24 protein-coding genes are annotated in these 21,402 nt (G+C 69.8%); 4 read left to right on the top strand and 20 right to left on the bottom strand.

What is annotated here, in order from left to right; all coding sequences use genetic code 11:
* Nucleotides 1–33: 33 nt before the first annotated feature.
* The 19 genes from HFP15_RS26400 to HFP15_RS26490 form a co-directional block, all read right to left on the bottom strand.
* Entirely contained in the window at nt 34–1,554 is a 1,521-nt protein-coding gene (locus HFP15_RS26400) for a YifB family Mg chelatase-like AAA ATPase (protein ID WP_168519449.1), read from the bottom strand.
* Nucleotides 1,554–1,925, bottom strand: a complete 372-nt coding sequence (locus HFP15_RS26405) for a YraN family protein (RefSeq protein ID WP_312871749.1) — start codon at nt 1,923–1,925, stop codon at nt 1,554–1,556. Before HFP15_RS26405 ends, HFP15_RS26400 begins: the two co-directional genes overlap by 1 nt.
* A 134-nt stretch (nt 1,926–2,059) precedes the next feature.
* Nucleotides 2,060–2,383 carry a DUF2469 domain-containing protein gene (locus HFP15_RS26410; RefSeq protein WP_168519451.1) on the bottom strand — a complete coding sequence of 108 codons (324 nt, stop codon included), beginning with the start codon at nt 2,381–2,383 and terminating at the stop codon, nt 2,060–2,062.
* A gap of 32 nt (nt 2,384–2,415) precedes the next feature.
* A complete protein-coding gene (locus tag HFP15_RS26415; protein WP_312871750.1) occupies nt 2,416–3,159 on the bottom strand; it encodes a ribonuclease HII in 744 nt (247 codons plus the stop codon).
* A gap of 51 nt (nt 3,160–3,210) precedes the next feature.
* Nucleotides 3,211–4,140 (bottom strand): signal peptidase I, encoded by a 930-nt coding sequence (gene lepB, locus HFP15_RS26420; protein ID WP_168519453.1) that lies wholly within the window; start codon nt 4,138–4,140, stop codon nt 3,211–3,213.
* Between the two features lie 24 nt (nt 4,141–4,164).
* A complete protein-coding gene (gene rplS / locus HFP15_RS26425) occupies nt 4,165–4,524 on the bottom strand; it encodes a 50S ribosomal protein L19 (RefSeq protein ID WP_168519454.1) in 360 nt (119 codons plus the stop codon).
* Nucleotides 4,525–4,673: 149 nt separating this feature from the next.
* On the bottom strand, nt 4,674–5,426 hold the full coding sequence (trmD, locus tag HFP15_RS26430) for a tRNA (guanosine(37)-N1)-methyltransferase TrmD (protein WP_168519455.1): 753 nt from the start codon (nt 5,424–5,426) through the stop codon (nt 4,674–4,676).
* A complete protein-coding gene (gene rimM, locus HFP15_RS26435) occupies nt 5,426–5,938 on the bottom strand; it encodes a ribosome maturation factor RimM (RefSeq protein ID WP_168519456.1) in 513 nt (170 codons plus the stop codon). The genes trmD and rimM overlap by 1 nt, the downstream gene beginning before the upstream one ends.
* An 11-nt stretch (nt 5,939–5,949) precedes the next feature.
* Nucleotides 5,950–6,189 (bottom strand): RNA-binding protein, encoded by a 240-nt coding sequence (locus tag HFP15_RS26440; RefSeq protein ID WP_017987579.1) that lies wholly within the window; start codon nt 6,187–6,189, stop codon nt 5,950–5,952.
* Nucleotides 6,186–6,620 (bottom strand): 30S ribosomal protein S16, encoded by a 435-nt coding sequence (rpsP, locus tag HFP15_RS26445; RefSeq protein WP_168519457.1) that lies wholly within the window; start codon nt 6,618–6,620, stop codon nt 6,186–6,188. Before rpsP ends, HFP15_RS26440 begins: the two co-directional genes overlap by 4 nt.
* A 164-nt stretch (nt 6,621–6,784) precedes the next feature.
* Entirely contained in the window at nt 6,785–7,564 is a 780-nt protein-coding gene (locus tag HFP15_RS26450) for a CPBP family intramembrane glutamic endopeptidase (protein ID WP_376768895.1), read from the bottom strand.
* A gap of 61 nt (nt 7,565–7,625) precedes the next feature.
* Entirely contained in the window at nt 7,626–8,378 is a 753-nt protein-coding gene (locus HFP15_RS26455) for a CPBP family intramembrane glutamic endopeptidase (RefSeq protein WP_312871751.1), read from the bottom strand.
* Between the two features lie 70 nt (nt 8,379–8,448).
* Complete coding sequence (locus tag HFP15_RS26460) at nt 8,449–9,513, bottom strand: amidohydrolase family protein (protein WP_168519458.1); 1,065 nt, start codon at nt 9,511–9,513, stop codon at nt 8,449–8,451.
* On the bottom strand, nt 9,513–11,051 hold the full coding sequence (ffh, locus tag HFP15_RS26465) for a signal recognition particle protein (protein WP_168519459.1): 1,539 nt from the start codon (nt 11,049–11,051) through the stop codon (nt 9,513–9,515). Before ffh ends, HFP15_RS26460 begins: the two co-directional genes overlap by 1 nt.
* Before the next feature lie 398 nt (nt 11,052–11,449).
* Nucleotides 11,450–12,343, bottom strand: coding sequence for a non-homologous end joining protein Ku (gene ku / locus HFP15_RS26470; RefSeq protein WP_168519460.1), 894 nt, complete (start codon nt 12,341–12,343; stop codon nt 11,450–11,452).
* Between the two features lie 36 nt (nt 12,344–12,379).
* Complete coding sequence (locus HFP15_RS26475; RefSeq protein ID WP_168519461.1) at nt 12,380–12,736, bottom strand: hypothetical protein; 357 nt, start codon at nt 12,734–12,736, stop codon at nt 12,380–12,382.
* A gap of 102 nt (nt 12,737–12,838) precedes the next feature.
* Complete coding sequence (locus HFP15_RS26480) at nt 12,839–15,154, bottom strand: [protein-PII] uridylyltransferase (protein ID WP_168519462.1); 2,316 nt, start codon at nt 15,152–15,154, stop codon at nt 12,839–12,841.
* An 8-nt stretch (nt 15,155–15,162) separates the two neighbouring features.
* Nucleotides 15,163–15,501, bottom strand: a complete 339-nt coding sequence (locus HFP15_RS26485) for a P-II family nitrogen regulator (RefSeq protein WP_091513500.1) — start codon at nt 15,499–15,501, stop codon at nt 15,163–15,165.
* A complete protein-coding gene (locus HFP15_RS26490) occupies nt 15,498–16,886 on the bottom strand; it encodes an ammonium transporter (protein WP_168519463.1) in 1,389 nt (462 codons plus the stop codon). Before HFP15_RS26490 ends, HFP15_RS26485 begins: the two co-directional genes overlap by 4 nt.
* 231 nt (nt 16,887–17,117) lie before the next feature.
* Between HFP15_RS26490 and HFP15_RS26495 the strand changes: the two genes are divergently transcribed.
* Together HFP15_RS26495 and HFP15_RS26500 are read left to right on the top strand one after the other, a co-directional pair.
* Nucleotides 17,118–17,963, top strand: coding sequence for a putative RNA methyltransferase (locus HFP15_RS26495; RefSeq protein ID WP_168519464.1), 846 nt, complete (start codon nt 17,118–17,120; stop codon nt 17,961–17,963).
* Nucleotides 17,960–18,556 carry a (2Fe-2S)-binding protein gene (locus tag HFP15_RS26500; RefSeq protein ID WP_168519465.1) on the top strand — a complete coding sequence of 199 codons (597 nt, stop codon included), beginning with the start codon at nt 17,960–17,962 and terminating at the stop codon, nt 18,554–18,556. Before HFP15_RS26495 ends, HFP15_RS26500 begins: the two co-directional genes overlap by 4 nt.
* Here the strand turns inward: HFP15_RS26500 and HFP15_RS26505 are convergent.
* On the bottom strand, nt 18,553–19,416 hold the full coding sequence (locus HFP15_RS26505) for an aldo/keto reductase (protein WP_168519466.1): 864 nt from the start codon (nt 19,414–19,416) through the stop codon (nt 18,553–18,555). The genes HFP15_RS26500 and HFP15_RS26505 overlap by 4 nt on opposite strands.
* A 108-nt stretch (nt 19,417–19,524) precedes the next feature.
* Between HFP15_RS26505 and HFP15_RS26510 the strand changes: the two genes are divergently transcribed.
* A complete protein-coding gene (locus HFP15_RS26510; protein ID WP_168519467.1) occupies nt 19,525–20,814 on the top strand; it encodes an O-acetylhomoserine aminocarboxypropyltransferase/cysteine synthase family protein in 1,290 nt (429 codons plus the stop codon).
* Nucleotides 20,811–21,344, top strand: a complete 534-nt coding sequence (locus HFP15_RS26515) for a CoA-binding protein (RefSeq protein WP_168519468.1) — start codon at nt 20,811–20,813, stop codon at nt 21,342–21,344. The genes HFP15_RS26510 and HFP15_RS26515 overlap by 4 nt, the downstream gene beginning before the upstream one ends.
* Nucleotides 21,345–21,402 lie beyond the last annotated feature (58 nt).

The raw sequence follows: 21,402 nt of genomic DNA on the forward strand, positions 1-21,402 counted from the left end.
GGGGTTGGGTGTTGGCGGGTGTGGAAGTGGAGATCATGCGGCCGCGCTCCGGGCTCGGAACTGGAGGGCGGCTGCTACGTGGTCCGGCTCTGGGCGTGGGGTCTTAGCCAAGTCGGCCAGGGTCCAGGCGATTCGTAGGCAGCGGTCGGCGCCGCGGGCTGTCAGGGTGCCGCGGTCCAGGCCGCGGTCGAGGATGGCCGTCGTGTCTCGGGGGAGGGCGAACTCGCGCCGCAGGGCCGGGCCCGGGACCTCCGCGTTGGTGCGCCAGCCGTGCGCTGACCAGCGGGCCGTGGCGCGGTCCCGGGCTGCCAGGACGCGGTCGCGGACCGAGGCCGTCGGTTCCGGGGACTCGTAGGCGGCGCTGTGCGTGCTCATCGCCGTGATCGGGCGCATCTGCACCCGCAGGTCCACGCGGTCCATCAGCGGGCCCGACAACTTGCTCAGATACCGCCGCTTCGCCATCGGCGTGCACGTGCAGTCGATCTCACGCGCCGGGGCGCACGGGCACGTGTTCGTGGCCAGCACCAGCTGGAAGCGCGCCGGGTAGCACACCGCGGCCTTCGCGCGGGCGATGCGGATCTCGCCCTCCTCCAGCGCCGTGCGCAGCGAGTCCAGCCGTGGGGCGTCGAACTCACACGCTTCGTCCAGAAACAGGACGCCCCGGTGGGCCTGGCTGATCAAGCCCGGCATGGCAAGGCCGGAACCACCACCGACCAGTGCGGCGACGGACACGGTGTGGTGCGGGGCCACGAACGGCGGGAGCGTGATCAACGGTGCCGTCCGGGACAACGAGCCGTGCAGGGAATGGACGGCCGTGACCTCCAGCGCCTCTTCCAGCGACAGGCTGGGCAGCAGGCCGGGCAAGCGCTTGGCGAGCATCGTCTTGCCGACACCCGGCGGGCCGGTCAGCAGGACGTGGTGGCCGCCCGCCGCCGCGACCTCCAGGGCCCACCTCGCCTCCGGCTGGCCGATGACGTCGGCCAGGTCCGGTGTTTCGTTGTGGGTGGACACATCGGGTTTGTCCGGGCGGGTGAGCACATCCTCGCCGCGTAACCAGGCCACCACCTCGCTGAGCCGGCCGGCGCCGAAGATCTCGACGCCCTCGACCAGCGCGGCTTCGAACAGCGAATGCACCGGCACGACCGCCCGCTTCATACCCGCCTTGCGCGCGGCCAGCAGACCCGGCAGCACCCCGCGGATCTCCCGTACCCGCCCGTCCAGGGACAGCTCGCCGAGCATCACCGTGCCGGGCAGGCGGGTGGACGGAACGGTGGAAGCCGCGGCCAGTACCGCGACCGCGATGGCGAGGTCGTAGCCCGAGCCGAGCTTGGGCAGGTCCGCCGGAGACAGGCCGAGCGTGAGCTTCTCCCCCGGCCACGGCTCGGCCGAGTTGCGCACCGCGGAGCGCACCCGGTCCTTGGCCTCGCGCAGGCCGGCGTCGGGCAGGCCGACGAGCTTCATGCCGGGCAGCCCGCCGCCGAGATCGGCCTCCACTTCGATGACCCGGCCGTCGAGCCCCAGCAGGGCGACCGACCAGGCGTGTCCGATGGGCATCAGAACGCCCCGGGGAAATGCCGGAGCTCGAACTCGCCGCCCGGCCGCGCCAGTACCGCGATCACGTCGAACCGGACCGTGCACCAGCGGACGCTGAACGCACGCAACCACTGCCCGGTGATGCGCCTGATCCGGGCGATCTTCTCCTCGGTGACCGCCTCGGCGGGTTCGCCGAACTGCTCCCCGGCCCGGGTCTTCACCTCGCACACCACGAGCGTCTTGCCGTTGGTGGCGACGATGTCGATCTCGCCCTCGCGGCACCGCCAGTTCTTGGACAGCACCACGAAACCGAGTTTCTGCAGATGCTGCGCCGCCAGCCGCTCGCCCTTACGGCCGAGGCCGAGGTGCGGGGCGACGTCCGGTCTTGCCACCGTGCTGGTCACTGCTTCCCCCAGGATGTCGGATCTTTCGCGTGGGGATCACGCTTCCAGGTCCGGCCAAGAGGGCACCAGGACGAATCGGGGCGGCTGTGGACAACCCGCCCCCTGTGGACAAGTTGGTGGGCTCAGCCCGAGAACGGACCGTCCTCGGGCAGCCGGAGGTCGGGTTTCTCCAGCTCCTCGACGTTGACGTCCTTGAACGTGATGACCCGGACGTTCTTCACGAACCGGGCCGGGCGGTACATGTCCCACACCCAGGCGTCGGACATCCGCACCTCGAAGTAGACCTCGCCCCCGCTGTCACGGACCTGCACGTCCACCGCGTTGGCGAGGTAGAACCGCCGCTCGGTCTCCACCACGTACGAGAACTGGCTGACGATGTCCCGGTACTCCCGGTACAGCGACAGCTCCATCTCGGTCTCGTACTTCTCGAGATCCTCTGCGCTCATGGATTCCGCGCCCCTCCTCGCGAGTTCGACCGTTATCCGACGGCGGAACCCTCATTCTGACTCACGTCATCGATCAGAGCAGCCACCGGCGGGCTCATTTGCCCCAGCGCCGCCGCCGTCAGCATCACTCGATGTGGTGGACGGCGGCCGTGGGCGGCTCCGGCTGTCGCCACGTTGGTGTACGACCACCGATGTACCTCACTCGGTCCGTGTTCGGTGAGTGCCGCGCCGTGCTGTTCCGTGGTGTAACCCTTGTGGACGTCGAATCCGTACACCGGATGCTCCCCGTGCAGGTCGGCCATGATCCGGTCCCTGGTCACCTTGGCCAGCACGGACGCCGCGGCCACGCAGGCGACCGCCCGGTCCCCCTTGATCACGGGCACACTCGGCGCCGGCAGCCCGGGCACTTTGAATCCGTCGGTCAGTACGTAGCCCGGGCACGTTGCGAGCCCGGCGACAGCGCGGCGCATACCTTCGATGTTCGTCACATGGATACCCAGCGCGTCCACCTCGGCCGGCGAGATCACCACGATGGAGTAGTCGAGCGCACGCTTCAGCACGCGCTCGTAGACCCGCTCCCTGGCCAGCGCCGTCAGCAGCTTGGAGTCGGTCAGCTCGGGCAGCCGGGCGGCGTCACCGGGCTTGAGCACACAGGACGCGACGACCAGCGGACCCGCGCACGCACCACGACCCGCCTCGTCGACACCCGCGACGGGCCCGAGCCCGCGACGATCGAGCGCGGAGAGCAGCCCCCAGGTCGTTTCCCCCCGAATCACCGCCCGCGGTGGCCGGAACGGGGCCACGAGCGTCGAAGAGCTACCCACTGGCTATCGCTTTCGCTTGACCGCCTCGCGCACACCGGAACCGAGCTTGCGGCTGAGCGCCAGCGTCGGCCAGGCGGCGACCATGCCGAAACCGATCGGCACGCCCTGCTGCCAGCTCGGGGCGCTCATACCCAACGCGACCGGTTGTGCGTTGGCCTGCGGGTTCGTGTCGCTCACCCCGCCCCAGCGGCCGGGTGGCAGGACGATGATGCGCGCCTTGCCGATGATGTTGGCCACCGGCACGACACCGCGAAGGCCGCCGCCGCCCTGACACCGCGAGTCGCACGAGTCGTTGCGGTTGTCGCCCATGACCCACACATCACCCTGGGGCACCTTCACCGGCTCGAACGGCTCCTGCCGCTGATCGGTCGGGTCTTCCCAGTGGATGTAGGGCTCGTTGAGCGCCTTGCCGTCGACGACGACGTGGTTCTGCGCGTCACAGCACGACACGGTCTGCCCGCCGGTGGCGATGATTCGCTTGACGAAGTCACGCTCGTCGGGCGGGGCGAGTCCGAACACCGAGCCGATGTCCTGGAAGAACCGCACGACCGGGTTGCCGGACTCCTGAGAGGTGGTCTCGTTCTCGACCCACGGCTCCGGGCCCTTGAACACCACGACATCGCCCGGTCCCGGGTCGGTGAAGTCGTACGTGATCTTGTCGACCAGCACCTTGTCGCCGTAGCAGCCGGGGCAACCGTGCAGCGTGGTCTCCATCGACCCCGACGGGATCGTGTAGACCCTGGCGAAGAACTGCTGAAACACGAAGGCCAGCACCAGCGCCACGACGATCAGGATCGGGAGTTCGACCCAGAACGAGCGCTGTTTTTTGGCCTTACGATGTTTCTTGCTCCGCTTGCCCTTTTCGCCGGAGTCGGCGTGGTCCTCGAATTCGGGTTCGTCCTCGGGGGCGCTGGAGGGCACAGGTTCAACCACTTCGCCAGGCTACTCGGAGTGGGCTCAGGACCCGGTCGGGGCCTCGCGGCGCTCCTTGATCTTGGCGGCCTTGCCGCGCAGCTCGCGCAGGTAGTAGAGCTTGGCGCGACGCACATCACCGCGCCGGTCGACCTCGATCTTGGCGATGTTCGGCGAGTGCACCGGGAAGGTGCGCTCGACGCCGACACCGAAGGAGACCTTGCGAACGGTGAAGGTCTCGCGGATGCCACCGCCCTGTCGGCGGATGACCACGCCCTGGAAGATCTGGTTACGCTCGCGGTTTCCCTCGATGACGCGAACGTGCACCTTCAGCGTGTCACCCGGGCGGAAGTTCGGAATGTCGGAACGCAGCGACTGAGCGTCCAGGGCGTCCAGGGTGTTCATCGGTGTTCCGTCCTCGTCCTTCGTCTTATCTGTCTACATCCGGGCACGGACCTGCTCGACAGCGATCGACCCGGGGGCTGGTGGGCTGCGCGCGCTTTCGGTGACCGCGCGCCAACCGGTCAAGTATTGCAGACGCGGCGTTCGCGGGATCACCCGGCCTGTTGCTCGCCCCGCACGCGGTCGAGCACGGCCAGATCGTGCTTGTCGAGGCTACCCTCCGGCAGCCGCTCGACCAGATCGGGGCGGCGCCGCACGGTGCGCTCGAGTGCCTGGTCACGCCGCCAGCGGTCGATGAGCGCGTGGTTGCCCGAGCGCAGTACCTCCGGCACCGCCAGCTCGCGCCACACCTCGGGCCGCGTGTAGCTCGGGCCTTCGAGCAGGCCGTCGGAGAACGAGTCCTGCTCGGCAGAGACCGGGTTGCCCAGCACGCCGGGCAGCAGCCGCACGGTCGCCTCGACCATGACCAGCACGGCGGCCTCGCCACCGACGAGCACGTAGTCGCCGATGGACACCTCGTCGACGGGCATCCGGCGCGCCGCGTCCTCGATGACCCGCTGGTCGATGCCCTCGTAGCGGCCACACGCGAACACGAGGTGCTCTTCGCGGGCGAACTCGTGCGCCATGTCCTGGGTGAACGGCCGCCCCGCCGGGGTCGGCACGACCAGCCTGGTCCGCTCGCCGCACACGGTGTCGAGCGCGTCGCCCCACACCTGCGGCTTCATCACCATGCCGGGACCACCGCCGTAGGGGGCGTCGTCGACGGCGCGGTGCACGTCGTGCGTCCAGTTCCGCAGATCGTGCACGCCGACCTCGATCAGGCCGCGCTCGATGGCACGGCCCAGCAGCGCGGCGCGCAGCGGGTCGAGGTACTCGGGGAAGATCGTGACGACGTCGATGCGCATTACTCGTCCAGCAGGCCCTCGGGCGGGTCGACCACGACGCGGCCGCCGGGTACGTCGACCACGGGGACGATCTCGCGCACGAACGGCACCAGCACCACGCGGCCGTCGCGGTCGAGCGACAGCAGTTCAGCGCCCGGCGCGTGCACGATTTCCTGGACCGTTCCGATGGTCGTGCCGTCGGTCAGCTCGGCGCGCAGGCCTTCGAGTTCGTGGTCGTAGAACTCGTCGGGATCGTCGGTGGGCGGCAGGTCCGCGGTGTCGGCGAGCAGCAGAACGCCGCGGACCAAGTCGGCGTCCTGACGGGAGGCGACCTGCTCGAAAGTCACCAGCAGCCGCCCGCCGTGCGGGCGGGCGGCTGCCACGGTGAGTTCGCGAGTGCTGCCGTCACGGTGCCTCGCGACCAGCGTCGCGCCTTCGCGGAATCGTTCCTCGGGAGAGTCGGTGCGCACGTCCACGGCGAGTTCGCCACGAATCCCGTGTGCCTTGGCGACGCGCCCGACGACAACCTCCACGACGGCTGGGCTCAACGATCGGTGTCGACGACGTCCACCCGGACGCCGCGACCACCGATACCGCCCATGACGGTGCGCAGGGCGGTCGCGGTGCGGCCGCCCCGGCCGATGACCTTGCCGAGGTCGTCCGGGTGCACGTGGACCTCGAGCGTGCGGCCACGGCGCGTGGTGATCAGGTCGACCCGGACGTCGTCCGGGTTGTCGACGATCCCGCGCACCAGGTGTTCGAGGGAGTCGGCGAGGAAGCTCACGCCTCTTCCTTGCCCGCCTCGCCGGCCTCGGCGTCGGCCTTCTTCGGGGCCTTCTTCTTCGGCGTGGTGGCCTCGGTGGAGGGCTCCTCACCGGCGGCGGCGAGCGCGGCGTTGAACAGGTCCTGCTTCGACGGCTTCGGCTCGCGCACCTTCAGCGTGCCCTCGGCACCCGGCAGGCCCTTGAACTTCTGCCAGTCACCGGTGATCTCGAGGATGCGCTGCACCGGCTCGGTCGGCAGTGCGCCGACACCCAGCCAGTACTGAGCACGCTCGGAGTCGACCTCGATGAAGCTCGGCTCTTCCTTCGGGTGGTACTTGCCGATCGTCTCGATGGCCTTGCCATCCCGGCGGGTACGTGCGTCGGCGACGATGATGCGGTAGTACGGCGCACGGATCTTGCCGAGGCGCTGCAGCTTGATCTTGACGGCCACTGGTGTGGGTACTCCTTGGTTTTCTCGTGCTCGCTATCGCCGGGGACACGATCCGAGTGGGGAAACGGACTCGGGTACCCGAAGCTGGGGTCGCCACGGCACGGTGAGAGGGACCGGCCGAAGCAGGCAAGGGTCAATTGTGCCAGACGAAGGCAGCGTCCTCGCTAGAGGGTCATCACGCCCAGTGCCGTGAGCAGCATGGCCAGTGCCGGCAGGAAGTTGTTCATCTGGTGCGCGACGACCGCGCCGAGCAGCCTGCCGGTGAACAGCCGGGCCAGTCCGATCGGTACCGCGATGACCAGCAGCAGCGTGGTGCGCAGTGGCTCCAGGTGGCTCACTGCGAACACGGCCGTGGACAGCAGGAACGCGGCGAGCCTGCCCCATTTCTCGCGCCCCCACTGCAGTCGCTCGACCGCGCCCCACAGCAGGCCGCGGTAGATGATCTCCTCGCAGATCGGGGCGATCAGCCACAGGTAGACGAACATGATGACGGCGGCGGTGACCGACATGGGCTGGTCCTCGACCAGCGCGCTGATCGCCGACGTCGAGTTGTTCGGGCCGACGACCTGACTCCAGACGAACGCGCCGACGGTGGTCAGCGCCAGGCCCAGCACGCCGAGTTTCAGCCCGAGGCGCACGTCGGCCCAATGCCACGACAGCCGCAGGTCGATCAGCGGCCCGTTACCGCGCCACACCGTGAACAGCACGGCGACCAGTGCCGCGAACGCCGTGGGCAGCATCGTGCCGATCAGCACGTCCGACACCGGAATGGCCTGTCCCGGCGGGGCGGGGCCGAGCAGCACGCTGATGAAGGCGGCCGAGGCCAGCAACGTGGCCTCGACGACCAGGAACGCCCCGAAGCCCCAGCGGTGATCAGGCGTGGCGGAGGTGTCGGGCAATGAGGCGAGCTCAGGCACGGGTTCGTCTGGCTGCGTCGCAGTCACCCCGGGCCTCCGTCCCATCCAACCGAACCACTTGCCGAGCCTAGTACCCATCGCGCCACCGTCAGGAGCCGGTGAACAGCAGCAAGGCCGCGGGAAGATTGTTCGCGGCGTGTGCCACCAGCCCGGCCCCGACGCGACCCGTCCGCAGCCGGGCCAGGCCGATCGCGATGCCCTGCCCGAGCAGCGAGACGGTACGTGTCGGCTCGCCGTGCAGGTAGGCGAACACGACCGCCGTCAGCACCAGGATCACCCACGGCGGCACCCGATGGTGTTCGAGCGCTTTCCACAGGGCACCGCGGATCAGCAGTTCCTCGGCGAGCGGCGCGGCGCCGATCACGATGACCGCCGCCAGCACGAGCCAGACCGTGTTGTTCTCGTCGACCTCCTGGGCCAGATCGGTCAACGGGTTGTCGGATACCCGGTCCGTGCCGAACAAACCCAGCAGCACGAGGTTGAGCAGGTAGCCCACGCCCAGCGCGAGGCCTCCGCAGGCCACGCCGACCTTGACGTCACGCAGGCAGGGCAGCCAGCCGAAGTCGGTTTTCGGTCCGCTCCCCCACCGTTTCGAGGCGATCATCGGGCCGAGGCCGAGCAGCACGCTCGGCAGGAACGCCAGCAGCAGCACGGGGCCGACGTCGAGCAGCTCGAACGGGCCCGAGCCGGCGCGGCCGCCGCCGCGCAGGGCGGTCATGGTGATCGTGACGACGTGATACGCGGCGAGGCCGACGAAGAACGCCAGGAAACCCCAGTGCGCGCCGAAAACGAGCCCGGTGCGGACTTCGTCGCGCCGCACCGCACGGTTGCCCCCTGCCACGCGCCCAGGCTAGGTGGCGCGGCGCGATCGGCCGAACCCGGGGAGTGAAGCCGGGCCGCGGAGGGAGACCTCAGCGGATGACGTTGCCGCGCAGGACGATGTGACGGGGGGTGCGGAGCGCGGCGAGGTCTTCGCGGGGGTCGGTGTCGTAGATCAGGAAGTCCGCCGGGGCGCCGTCGGTGATCGACGGGTGACCCAGCCAGTCGCGAGCGGCCCACGATCCTGCCGCGAGCGCCTGCTCACGTGACATACCGGCCCGGTGCAGCGCCTCGATCTCGTCGACGAGCCTGCCGTGCGCGACCATGCCGCCCGCGTCGCTGCCCGCGTAGACCGGGATGCCCGCCGACAGAGCCGCCGCGACCATGTCCCCGACGCCGGCGTGCAGCGCCCGCATGTGCGCCGCGTACGTCGGGTACTTGGCCGCCTGGTCCGCGATGCCGGGGAAGTTGTCGATGTTGATCAGCGTGGGCACGAGCGCGGTGCCCCGGTCGGCCATCTCGGCGAGCAGCTCCGCGGACAGGCCCGTGCCGTGTTCCAGGCAGTCGATCCCGGCGTTGATCAGGCCCGGCAAGGCGTCCTCGCCGAACACGTGCGCGGTGACGCGGGCGCCGGCCTCGTGCGCGACCTTGATCGCCTCGGCGAGCACGTCGTCCGGCCACAGCGGAGCCAGATCTCCCTTGGCACGGTCGATCCAGTCGCCCACCAGCTTGACCCAGCCGTCGCCGTCGGCGGCCTGTTCGGCCACCGCCGAGGGCAGGTCGTCCGGTGAGGACAGCTCGACGCCCAGCCCCGGGATGTACCGTTTCGGCAGCGCGAGGTGCCTGCCCGCCCGGATGATCCGCGGCAGGTCGTCCCGCTGTTGCAGGGCACGCGTGTCGATGGGCTGGCCGCAGTCGCGGATCAGCAGCGTGCCCGCGTCCCGGTCGCGCTTCGCGTTCCCGACGGCTTCGTCCAGTGTGGTCGGCCCGCCGACCCCGATCGCGGGATGGCAGTGCGCGTCGACCAGACCGGGCACCAGAAACCCTTCGGAGACAAGGGTTTGTGCACCGTCAACCGGTTCGGAGCTGATCCGGCCGCCGGTGATCCACAGCTCGCGCTGCTCACCGTCGGGCAGCACCACGCCGCGTACGCGCATCACTTGTTCTTCGGCAGCTTGAACTTCGACGGGTCGAAGCCGGGCACGTCGTTCATCCCGCCGCCCAGCTGCGATAGGTCGGGGCCGCCGGGACCACCGGCACCGGGCGGCAGCATCGGCATGCCGCCGGGGAAGCCGCCGCGCACCTTGGACTGTGTGGGACCGCGCCCCTTGGCCTTCTTGCCCTTCTTGCCCTTGGCCTTGTTCTTCTTGGTGGCGCTGCCACCGCCGAAGCCGAACCGGCCCGCCATCTGCTGCATCATCTTGCGAGCCTCGAAAAACCGGTTCACCAGGTCGTTGACCTCGCGGACCGTGACACCCGAGCCGACCGCGATGCGCTGCCGGCGCGACCCGTTGATCATCTTCGGGTTGGAGCGCTCCGCCGGGGTCATGCCGCGAATGATCGCCTGCACCCGGTCCAGCTGCTTGTCGTCGACCGCGGCCAGCTGGTCCTTCATCTGGCCCGCGCCGGGCAGCATGCCGAGCAGGTTGCCGATCGGACCCATCTTGCGGACCGCGAGCATCTGCTCGAGGAAGTCCTCCAGGGTCAGCTCACCGGTGCCGAGCTTGGCCGCGGCCTTCTCCGCCTGCTCCTGGTCGAAGGCCTGCTCGGCCTGTTCGATCAGGGTGAGCAGATCGCCCATGCCGAGGATCCGGCTGGCCATCCGGTCCGGGTGGAAGACGTCGAAGTCCTCGAGCTTCTCGCCGTTGGACGCGAACAGGATCGGCTGCCCGGTGACCTGGCGGACCGACAGCGCCGCACCACCGCGGGCGTCACCGTCGAGCTTCGTCAGCACCACGCCGGTGAAGCCGACGCCGTCACGGAAGGCCTCGGCCGTGGTGACCGCGTCCTGACCGATCATCGCGTCGACGACGAACAGCGTCTCGTCGGGCTCGACCGCGTCCCGGATGTCGGCGGCCTGCTTCATCAGTTCCTCGTCGACGCCCAGCCGCCCGGCGGTGTCGACGATGACCACGTCGTGCTGGGCGTGCCGGGCCTCGTCGATGCCGCGGCGGGCCACGTCGACGGGATCGCCGACCCCGTTGCCCGGTTCGGGGGCGAACGTGGTCACCCCGGCCCGCTCGCCGACCACCTGGAGCTGGGTGACGGCGTTGGGGCGCTGGAGGTCACAGGCCACCAGCAGCGGCGCGTGGCCCTGCTTCTTCAGGTGCATCGCGAGCTTGCCGGCCAGCGTGGTCTTACCGGAACCCTGCAGACCGGCGAGCATGATCACCGTCGGCGGGGTCTTGGCGAGGTTGAGCCGCCGCGTCTCGCCGCCGAGGATCCCGACGAGCTCCTCGTTGACGATCTTGATGACCTGCTGCGCCGGGTTCAGCGCGCCGTGGACCTCGGCGCCCTTGGCGCGCTGCTTGATCTGCGCGATGAACTCGCGGACGACGGGCAGCGCGACGTCGGCCTCCAGCAGCGCGATGCGGATCTCGCGCGCGGTGGCGTCGATGTCGGCGTCGGTCAGCTTGCCCTTGCCCCGCAGGTTCTGCAGGGTCGAGGTAAGCCGTTCGGACAGGGTGTCGAACACGGCGGTGCACGCTCCAGCTGGTCGTGGTTGCTCCGCCCACCAGGGTAGCCGCCCGGATGTGCCCGGCTGCGGGTGCCGCGAAACTCCGGGACCGGGCAAGTCGTGCGGGTGGCTCGCCCCCTCGCCGAGCCACCCGCACGGTCGCGCCGAAACCGGCGGTATGACCGCCCACCTCGCCGGACCCCCAGTACCTGGCGAGATCTGGTGCTCATCGCCGCCTTCGGCGCGATGTACACAGCCTGCCCGGTACGGGGGTGCGCCGGGCAGCGTGACAACCCTCAAGTAGACCTAGGTAGATCTACTCAGGAGCCGTCCAGCCACGACCGGCGCGTGGCAGTGGGACCCGGGCACCGGGCACCCATGACGCGGGTTTGCGAAACTTTTTTTCCGGGCACGTGTCAGCGGCGGCTCTTCGGCGCCGACCGCGCCTTCGACGAGGCCTTCTTGGCCTCGCGCTTCGCGGCGGCGGCCTTGTCCGCGGCCGCCTTGGCCCGTTTCACCGCGGGCGAGGCCGACTGGTCGGCGTCGGTCTTGGTCTGCGCGCTCTCCTGCAGGGCCCGCAGCAGCGCCTCGACACCCTCGTCCTGGATCGCGGCGGTCGGCTGGAGCACCTCGCGGCCCTCGATCTTCGCCTCGATGAGCGCCTGCAGGGCCGCGGAGTAGCCGTCGGTGTACGCCCCGGGCGTGAAGTCGCCGGAGAGGTTCTCGATCAGGTTCGCCGCCGCGCGTACGTGCGCCGTGCGCACGTCGACGTCCTCGTGCAGGAACGGGAAGTCGGGCGCGCGCACCTCGTCCGGCCAGTGCAGCGTGTCCAGCATGATCATCTGGCCGCGCACCCGCAGCGCGCCGAGCGTCTCGCGTTGCCGGATCGCCACCTTCACCATCGCGATCTTCTCCGCCTGCTGCATCGCCTCGCTCAGCAGCACGTACGGCTTGGTGGCGGGCACTTCGGGTTCCAGGTAGTAGCTCTTGACGAAATAGAGCGGATCGAGCTGGGCCGAGGGAATGAAACCGAGAATCTCGATCGAATGCGCCGTCGGTAACGGCAGTTCGGCCAATTCCTCGTCACTGAGCAGGACCACGTCACCACCGGGAAGCGGAAATCCCTTGCCGATTTCACCGGCCGGAACGTCGGCGCCATCGACCTCGCAGACCCGTCGCATCCTGATCCTTCCACCATCGGCGGAATGCAGTGTGTGCAGCGGGGTCCCGTGATCCTCGGTGGCGCTGTAAGCCTTCACCGGAATGGCCGAACTGCCGAATCCGATAGTGCCTTTCCACACGGTCCGCATCGGAAAAGCGTATCCAGCGGGGTGGTGGGTCAATAGCTACAAACGGGTGTTCGGACCGGAGAATCCGGACACGCCGCGAACCAGCGGGCCGCTTTCCGCGAGCGCGTCGGCCGAATAGCCGAAAGCACCGGCGGCCGCCTGGAGTACCTCGCTCAGCGCGGCCACATGCGGCCCGGGCGCGGCCGCGAGCACGTCGTCCCGGCCGGCGTCGACGCGGTCCGCGAGCCTGCTCAGCGCGCCCGAGAGCAGGCGCTGACCTGCCACCAGATCCTCGATCGCCTCGACCAGCTCGCCCAGTTCCGTTCCGGACGCGCCGGCCAGTTCGGCGGCGCAGGAGCGGAGGTGGGAAGCGGCCACCGTGATCGGCAGGACGGTCGGCTCGAGCTCCGGCATGGGCGACATACTGCCATCGCGATCACCGGATCCGGCCGCGACACCCCGGTGTGGGTGAGCGGAATGCCGCGGGGGATGGCCGCCCGCGGCATTCCGCCCGGCTCACGAAGCGGCGGCGAGCACCGCCTGCTCGACGCGGTGGCGCCAGGCCTGGTCCACCTTGCCGCCGCGCGGGGCCACCGCGAACGAGTCGACGACCGCCCCGCCGAGCGTGGCCACCTTGGCCCACCGCACGTCCGCGTCGCACGACTGCAGCGCGCCCGCCACCCGGTACAGCAGCCCGATCCGGTCCATCGCGCGCAGTTCCAGCACCACCGTGTTCGGCCCGCTGGTCTCGTCGTCGAACCACAGCACCTTCGGCTTGGCCACGACCCGGACCGGGGCCTGGTAGTCCCGTTCCTTCGCCGCGAGTTTCGCGTCCAGCGCGAGCCCGCCGGCGACGGCACGGGCGAACTGCTCGCGCAGCAGCCCGCTGTCGGGCAGCGAACCGAACTTCGGCGAGGCTGTGAAGATTCCCGCCCGCCCGTCGCCGTGCCCGCGCAACGTCGCGGTATGCACCTCGAGCGAATGCAGCGCCAGCACCCCGGCGGCCGGGGCGAGCAGTTCCGCGCGCGCCGGAACCGCGAGCACCACCGTCGCCATGTTGCCGTCGGAGGTGATCAGGACTTCGCCACGCCCGGAGCGCGCCGCCTTCGCGATCAGCTCCCGCTGCTCGGCGTCGAGCTGTTGCGGCGGCGAGAATCCCTTGCCCTGCATGACCTGACGGCACCGGGCGACGAGGTTCTCGACGAGCCCCGCCTTCCAGTCCGACCACATGCCGGGGCCGGTCGCGAGCGAGTCGGCTTCGGTGAGCGCGTGCAGCAGTTCCAGCAGCACCACGTCGTTGTCCGCGGTCTTGGTCACCCGGTTGACGGTCGCCGGGTCCTCGATGTCGCGGCGCGTGGCGGTGTCCGGCAGCAACAGGTGATGCCGCACCAGCGACGACACCGTGGCAGCGTCCGATTCGGACAGTCCGATCCGGCGCGCCACCTCGACCGAGATCGCGGCCCCGAGTTCGGAGTGGTCGGTGTCGCGGCCCTTGCCGATGTCGTGCAGCAGTGCGCCCAGCAGCAGCAGGTCCGGCCGGGACACGGTCGTGGTGAGCTTGGCCGCCTCCACACACGTCTGCACGAGGTGGCGGTCGACGGTCCACGCGTGCACCGGCGAGCGCGGCGGCAGATCGCGGATGGCGCCCCACTCCGGGAACAGCCGCGCCCACAGGCCCGTGCGGTCCAGCGCCTCCACCGCGTCGATCAGGCCTTCGCCCGCGCCGAGCAGTCCGGTCAGCGCGTCCCGCGCATCGGACGGCCACGGCGTGCGCAGCTCCGGTGCGGAGTCGGCGAGTGTGCGCAAGGTGCCGTGCGAGATCGGGACACCCGTGCGCGCCGAGGCCGCGGCGACCCGCAACAGCAACGCGGGATCCTTGGCGGGTACGGCGTCGCGTGCGAGCGCGACCTCGTTTCCGTGTAGCACCACGCCTTCGTCGAGCGGCGTGCGGCTCGGGCGGCGCCCGAACCTGCCGCGCGGTTGCTCCACAGTGGACCGCAACGCCACCTCGACGGCATAGCTGACCGCGCGGCCGGCCCCGGCGAGCTTGCGGGCCAGGGTGAACCGGTCACCGAAGCCGAGTTCGGCGGCGACCAGTTCCGCGTCGGCCGCGCCGAGGATGTCCCGGTCCCGCCGCAGTTCGCGCCGCATCTCGGTGCGCACGTCGAGCAGCAGTTCCTTGGCTTCGCGCAGCTCCTCGCCCGGCCGGTCGGTGAGCTGGGCGACGGCCAGCGCGTCCAGAATCCCCAGATCGCGCAGACCGCCCTTGCCGTACTTGAGGTCCGGCTCCGCGGACTGGGCGATCTCCCCGCTGCGCTGCCAGCGTTTGCGGGTGGACTCGGCCAGCTCCGGCAGGCGTTTGCGGGCCGTGCGCCGCCACTGGTCACGCGCGGCGGAGGTGAGCCTGCGGGCCAGTTCGGCGTCTCCGGAGATGTGCCGCGCGTCGAGCAGGCCGATCGCCGTCCGCAGATCCTCCGAGGCGACCTGAAGTGCCTCGGCGGGCGTGCGCACGGCGTGGTCGAGGCCGATCCGCGCGTCCCACAGCGGGTACCACAGCGCGTCGGCGATTTCGGCGACTCCTCCGTTCTGGTTGTGCAGCAGCACCAGATCCAGATCGGAGAACGGGACCAGCTCACGCCGGCCCAGGCCGCCGACGGCGACCAGCGCGACACCGGGGTCAGCGGTGTCCACGCCGGCCGCCGCGGCGGCCTTGCTCAGCCAGAACTCATAGAGGTCCACGAGTGCGGCCCGCAGCGCCGAGGCTCCGAGCCGCCCGTGGCGGCCTTCCAGCAGCCGGTTGGCTGCCTTGGCGAGTTCCCCCCCGAGAACCATCGTCGCGCCTACAGTGCGTCCGTGCCGCGTTCGCCGGTACGAACCCGGACCACGGTCTCCACCGGGGTCACCCACACCTTGCCGTCACCGATCTTGCCGGTGTGCGCGGCGTTCACGATCGCCTCGATGACCTTCTCCACGTTCGCGTCGTCGGTGACGACCTCGACGCGGAGCTTGGCGACGAAGTCGACCGCGTACTCGGCGCCGCGGTAGACCTCCGTGTGGCCCTTCTGGCGGCCGTAGCCCTGGACCTCGCTGACGGTCATGCCCAGCGCGCCCAGCTGCTCGAGTGCCGCGCGGATGTCGTCAAGGGTGAACGGCTTGACGATCGCGGTGATCAGCTTCATGCCTTGCTCCCTTCCAGGGCCGCGCCGTCCTTGGTGGGAACGGGCGAGGGAGCGGTGGCGCTGTGACCACCGAGAACCGAGCCACCGAAGTCATACGCGCTTTCCGCGTGCTGCGCCTCGTCGATGCCGCTGACCTCATCCTCGGTGGAGACCCGGAAGCCGCCTGCCGCCTTGATGATGAAACCGATGATGAGCGTGGCGATGAACGAGAAGCCCATGACCGCGAACGCGGCCACCGCCTGCTTGCCCAGCTGACTCCAACCACCACCGTAGAACAATCCGTCACCACCGGCGGAGTTCACGCTGGAGCTGGCGAAGAAGCCGATCAGCAGGGTGCCGACGAGACCACCGACCAGGTGCACGCCGACCACGTCGAGCGAGTCGTCGAAGCCGAACCGGTACTTGAGCGAGATCGCCAGGGCACACACGGCGCCGGCGATGACACCGATCGCGATGGAGCCGAGCGGGGTGACGAAACCACACGCCGGGGTGATGGCGACCAGACCCGCGACGGCACCCGACGCGGCGCCCAGCGTGGTGGGCTTGCCGAACTTGAGCTGTTCGACGAGCAGCCAGCCCAGCACCGCGGCCGCGGTGGCGACGGTGGTGTTGGTGAACGCGACGCCGGCGAGGTCACCGGCGGACAGCGCCGAACCGGCGTTGAAGCCGTACCAGCCGAACCACAGCAGCGCCGCACCCAGCAGCACGAACGGGATGTTGTGCGGGCGGCCGACGTCACGCGGCCAGCCCTTGCGCTTGCCGAGCACGATGGCCAGCGCGAGACCCGCGGCACCGGCGTTGATGTGGACCGCGGTACCACCCGCGAAGTCGAACGCCTTGAGCTTGTTGGCGATCCACCCGCCGAGTGCGTCGGAGCCCATGAAGCCGTCGAACGAGAACACCCAGTGCGCGACCGGGAAGTACACGATCGTGACCCACAGGACCACGAACAGTGCCCAGCCCCAGAACTTGACGCGGTCGGCGATCGCACCGGAGATCAGCGCCGGGGTGATCACCGCGAACATCAGCTGGAACATCACGAACGCGAGCATCGGCAGGGCGTCCGAGCCCGGCCAGGCCACGGCGGGCGAGGTGTCGGTGGCCGCGGTGGCGAGCCCGACCAGGTGCCCCCACGTGTTCGACAATCCGGCGTGGGTGAAGTTGCCGATCAGCCCGCCGAACGCGTCACTGCTGAACGACTCGCCGAAGCCGTAGAGCACCCACAGCACCGACACGATCGCCAGACAGATGAAGTTCATCATCAGCATGTTCAGGACGCTCTTCACGCGGACCATGCCGCCATAGAAGAACGCCAACCCTGGTGTCATGAGCATGACCAGCGCGGCGCTGGCCAACACCCACGCGGTGTCTCCTGCGTTCAGCACATCGTCCTCCCGGTTGCGAAGATATTGCCCGGGAGTTTTGGTTTTGCGTGTTTCACCGGAACGCTTTCGACGTTTCACGTACGTGAACTGTCGCGGCGGCTGTGTTACGAGCACGTTTCGCGCTACCTGGCCGGTTATGCCCTTCTACGAAACGTCGCCGTCAGATACGGTGCGTGAGCACGATGGCGGTCCCACGTCGTCAAGGATGCCTTCTCTGCTGGAATGGGAGTCATGACCTCGACCGTGTCCTGGCCGCCCTCGGTGCTCGCGGCAGTGCGCTGCTCCGTCTGCGGCGAACCGGTCGAACTGGCCGCGCGGACCCTGCGCTGCGACTCCGGGCACGCCTTCGACCTGGCCAAACAGGGGTATGTGAACCTGCTGCACGCCAAGGTCGCCGCCGGTACCGCGGACACCGCCGAGATGGTCGCCGCACGGGCGGATTTCCTCGCCGCGGGCCACTACCGCGGGCTCGTGGACCTGGTCGCGGCACAGGTGGCGACGTTCACCCGTTCGGGGTTGATCGTGGACGCGGGCGCGGGCACCGGCCACTACCTGGCCCACGTGCTCGACCGGTTGCCGGATGCGTGCGGGCTGGCGCTCGATGTTTCGGCAATGGCGTTACGCCGCGCGGCTCGCGCGCATTCACGAATCGCCGCGGCGGTATGGAATTTGTGGGAACGGTGGCCGGTCGGCGATGAAGTGGCGTCGGTGGTGCTGAACGTATTCGCGCCGAGGAATGCGGCGGAATTCCACCGGGTGCTGCGGCCCGGCGGCCACCTGATCGTGGCGTCGCCGGGTCCGGCTCATCTCCGGGAACTGGCGTCGGTGGTCGATCTGCTCGACGTGGACGAGCGCAAGCAGGAGCGGTTGTCCGGCACGTTGTCCGGCCACTTCTCGCTGGTGGACCGCCACGAGCACACCGAGCCGCTGACGCTGGCGCCCGAGGACGTCCGCCGCGCGGTGCTGATGGGACCGAACGCGCACCATCCCGAGCGGCTCACCCGGCTGTCCCGGGTGGACCGTCCGATGGACGTGACCGCATCTTTCGTCGTCGGCGTGTACCGGAGGGTCTCGTGACACCCGCGAAGCTGATCATCGACCACGACTGGCTGCGGACGCAGATCGGCCTCGCCGCCCGGCGTTACGGCTGCGCGTCGCCGGACGTGCTCGGCACGGTCTGGTGGTACTCGGTGTCCTCGGTGCTCGTCGCGCCGCCGTTGGAATCCCTCGTGCGCACCGGGCGTGCCCTCGATCCCGCGCTGGCGGCGATGACGCTGGACGTGCGCGAGGACGGCAGCATCGTCAGCGCCACCTCGTCCCGCGTCCTGGACGGGGAACTGGGGCCGGCGATGGCGGATTCGCTGAGCGCGGCGATCGAATCGGTCGTGGCGGTCAGCGGCGCGCATTCCCGCGCGCTGCACGCCATCGCGACCGACTCGATCGCCAACCGTCTACTGTGGATGGACGCGACCGCGCTCGCCGAGCCGCTGGTCGCGTCCATCGGGCTGGGCCTGCCCCGGCCGCGCTACGTCGACGTCAACGGCACCGCGGTCGTGCGCCGCGCGTCGTGCTGCCTGATCTACCAGGCCACTTCGCAGCCGAAATGCCTGTCCTGTCCCCGCCAGCCGCCCCAGGAGCGCTCGGCCCGGTTGCGGGCCGCCCTCGGTTAAGCGGCCAGCTTCGCCAGGCGGTCGAACCCCTCGTCGGTCAGCGAGATCGACGCGGCGGCCACGTTCTCCTCGAGGTGGCCGACCGAGCGGGTGCCCGGGATCGGCAGCATCACCGGCGAACGGCGCAGCAGCCACGCCAGCGCGAGCTGTGCCGGGGTCGCGTCGTGTTCCCCGGCCGCCTGCTCCAGCACGCTGCCCGGTTTGGCCAGTTCTCCGGTGGCGATCGGGAACCACGGGATGAACGCGATGCCCTTCTCGGTCGCGTAGTCCAGCACGGCCTCGTGGTGCCGGTCGGCGAGGTTGAACAGGTTCTGCACACTCACGATCTCGGCGACCTTACCGGCCTCCTCGATCTGCGCCGCGTCCACTTCGGACAGCCCGATGTGCCGGATCTTGCCCTCGTCCTGCAGCCTGCGCAGCTCGCCCACCTGATCGGCCAGCGGCACGTCGGCGTCGACGCGATGCAGCTGGTAGAGGTCGATCCGGTCGACGCCGAGGCGCCGCAGGCTCATCTCGACCTCCTGCCGCAGGTAGGCCGGGCGGCCGACCGGGACCCACTGGTCGGGGCCGGTGCGCACGAGACCGCCCTTGGTCGCGATGACCAGGTCCTCCGGGTACGGGTGCAGCGCCTCGCGGATGATCTCCTCGCTCACGTACGGGCCGTAGGAGTCCGCGGTGTCGATGAAATTGACGCCCAGCTCGATCGCGCGCCGCAGCACCGCGACGGCTCCCTTCCGGTCCGAAGGTTCGCCCCAGATACCGGGGCCGGTGATCTGCATGGCGCCGTAGCCGAGCCGGTGCACCGGAAGGTCCCCGCCGAGGGAGAACACGCCACCGGGTGCGACCTTTGTGTCCGTCATCTGCTCCTCCTCATCCGATATACCCTTTCGCGCAACCACGTCCCACAGTGCGGGTGTTCCCCGTGGAGAGATGGCCCACTCACGGGAATGCCGGGTACGGTCGCTGACGTGAGTGACCGCAGCTGGGGCTTTCGCACCCGCGCCCTGCACGCGGGCGGCACGCCCGATCCCGCGACCGGGGCGAGGGCCGTGCCCATCTACCAGACCACGAGCTTCGTGTTCGAGGACGCGGACGACGCCGCGAACCTGTTCGCACTGCAGAAGTACGGCAACATCTACAGCCGTATCGGCAACCCGACCGTGGCCGCGTTCGAGGAGCGGATCGCGAGCCTGGAGGGCGCGATCGGCGGGGTCGCCACGAGCAGCGGGCAGGCCGCGGAGTTCCTGACCTTCACCGCGCTGGCCGAGGCGGGCGAGCACATCGTGGCCGCGAGCGGGCTCTACGGCGGCACGATCACCCAGCTGGACGGCACGCTGCGGCGCTTCGGGGTGGACACCACGTTCGTGCCCGGCGACAACGCCGACGACTACGCCGCCGCCATCACCGACAAGACGCGGCTCATCTTCACCGAGGTGATCGGCAACCCCAGCGGCGGGATCGCCGACATCGCGAGCCTGGCCGAGCTGGCGCACGCGCACGGCATTCCGCTCGTCGTGGACGCGACGCTGGCCACCCCGTACCTGTGCCGTCCGATCGAGCATGGGGCGGACATCGTGCTGCACTCCGCGACGAAGTTCCTCGGCGGGCACGGCACCACCCTCGGCGGCATCGTCGTCGAGGCGGGCACCTTCGACTGGGGCAACGGCAAGTTCCCCAGGATGACCGAGGTCGTGCCCTCCTACGGCGGCCTGAAGTACTGGGAGAACTTCGGCGAGTACGCGTTCTGCACGCGACTGCGCGCCGAGCAGTTGCGTGACATCGGCGCCGTGCTCTCGCCGCATTCGGCGTTCCTGCTGCTGCAGGGCGTGGAGACGCTGCCGCAGCGGATGGACGCGCACGTGCGCAACGCACAGGCGGTCGCCGAATTCCTCGCAGCCGACGAGCGGGTCGCGTGGGTCGGCTACGCGGGCCGGCCGGACCACCCGCATCACGAACGCGCGAAGCGGTACCTGCCGCAGGGGCCGGGTGCGGTGTTCTCCTTCGGCGTCAAGGGCGGCCGCGCCGCGGGTGAGAAGTTCGTCGAATCGGTCGAGCTGCTCTCGCATCTGGCCAACGTCGGTGACGCCCGCACGCTGGTCATCCACCCGGCGTCCACCACGCACCAGCAGCTCTCCGACGAGCAGCTCGCGGCGGGCGGGGTCGGCCCGGACCTGATCCGGCTGTCGGTCGGGCTGGAGGACCTGGAGGACATCTGCTGGGACATCGATCAGGCACTCGCGGCGGCGGTGAAGGAATGACCTCTCTGGAAACCACCGTTCCCGCCGGGGCCGTCCGTGCGGGCGGCGAGCTGACCTGGACGCCGCCGACCGCCCGCGAGCGCCAGGCGATCCTGCGCCGCACGACGTCGGTGACGATCGTCGGCGCGTCCGCCAACCCGGCGCGGCCGAGCTACTTCGTGGCCACCTACCTGCTGTCCTCGGCCCGGTACCGGATCAACTTCGTCAACCCGCGGCTGGACGAGCTGCTCGGGCGGCCGGTGTACCCGTCGCTGGCGGACGTGCCGGGCGGGGTGGATCTGGTGAGCGTGTTCCGCAAGCACGACGATCTGCCGGACGTGGCCGAGGAGGTCGTCAAGGCGGGCGCGCGCACGCTGTGGCTGCAACTGGGCCTGTGGCACGAGCCCGTCGCCGAGCGCGCCACCGAGGCCGGGCTGGACGTGGTGATGAATCGCTGCGTGAAGATCGAGCACGCCCGGTTCGCGGGCGGCCTGCACCTGGCCGGCTTCAACACCGGTGTCATCAGCTCGCGGCGGCAGTCCCAACCCTGATTCGGCCGGTTACTAACCCACCTGGGGGATCACAGAACGGTCCCGGAAATGTGAACAT

The organism is Amycolatopsis acididurans (assembly GCF_012328925.1).
GTDB lineage: Bacteria > Actinomycetota > Actinomycetes > Mycobacteriales > Pseudonocardiaceae > Amycolatopsis_E > Amycolatopsis_E acididurans.